Origin of the sequence: Campylobacter sp. BCW_6467, from assembly GCF_001762855.1 — a bacterium.
GTDB lineage: Bacteria > Campylobacterota > Campylobacteria > Campylobacterales > Campylobacteraceae > Campylobacter_D > Campylobacter_D jejuni.
In genome coordinates this window covers 1-1,051 of the sequence record NZ_MJXP01000046.1, presented here as the reverse complement: position 1 = coordinate 1,051, position 1,051 = coordinate 1, and the positions used below count along the sequence as shown (strand labels likewise).

Genomic DNA, 1,051 nt, shown 5'->3' with positions numbered 1-1,051 from the left:
TTAGCTCGAAGTTCTTGCGGAAAATTATATCTATAAATAGCAGGAATTCTTGGATCAAGGAGTTTATCTAAATATCCTCTTTTATAAATCCATTCTAATCTTTCAGGGGTAAAATAATAAGGGGCATTAGGATAGCCTTGAGGAGGAGTGAGGGCTGCTAATTTGGCGCTTAATACTAGGGTATCTCTATCTAAAGCAGCTTGTTGTTCACTCCAATCATTTGGAGTATCTACATCAAATCTTGTTACCATTCCATTTTCGTATCCATCCATAGCATCATCAAATTTATTTCTACTTTCAGGAGTAGAATCTATATCTCTTGGATCTTTTAATTTACCTTTTTCAATATCATCATATAAAGCCCAAATGATTCTACCTTCTTCATCATAGGCAAAATCATATTTATTTAAATCAATCGTCCAATCTGCTCCTATAATCTCATCTAAAAAAGGAAGCATACCAAATTCATCTAATAAACTCTCATAATGATAATCGTGTAAATCATAAATCATTTTTGCTCTAAGCTTATTCCAATGTTGCCCTGTAAGAAAAGAATTAGAACACAATACTGCTAAACCTAAACTTTTAAAAGCATTTTTATCTCCAAGTTGAGCTTGTAAAAACAATGCTTGTTGTTGTCTTGCTTTAAATCCTACGGCAGCTGTGGGACTAGCTTTAATATTTCCCAAAAGTAAAGCAGACAATTCCCATTCATTAAAGAAAGAATAAGATTTTAATGTTCCACGATGAGAACTTACTTCATCATAAATATAAGCGTATTCTTCATTAACCAATCTTCCTTTTTCATCTACATTAGCATAAGCATCATAGGGTATATCTATAACCACAGATCTTAATCCACTTCTTATTGCTAAATATTTATATCTTTCTCTTTTGGTTTTTAAAGAATGATAATAAGCTTTTTCTGCTTTAGTCCAAGGAGCTATGCTTCCTTTGATAGGATCTTTTAAATATATACTTTGCCAATCTTTAAATTCAAGTAAAGTAGATTTCTCCCCTGTGTGAAATTCAGGATCTAGGTATTGGGGTT

The 1,051-nt window shown here is 32.1% G+C and carries 1 protein-coding gene; it reads right to left on the bottom strand.

The features are described 5' to 3' along the window. On the bottom strand, positions 1-1,051 hold a 1,051-nt coding region (locus tag AJ888_RS06400), incomplete at both ends, for a hypothetical protein (protein WP_070296206.1).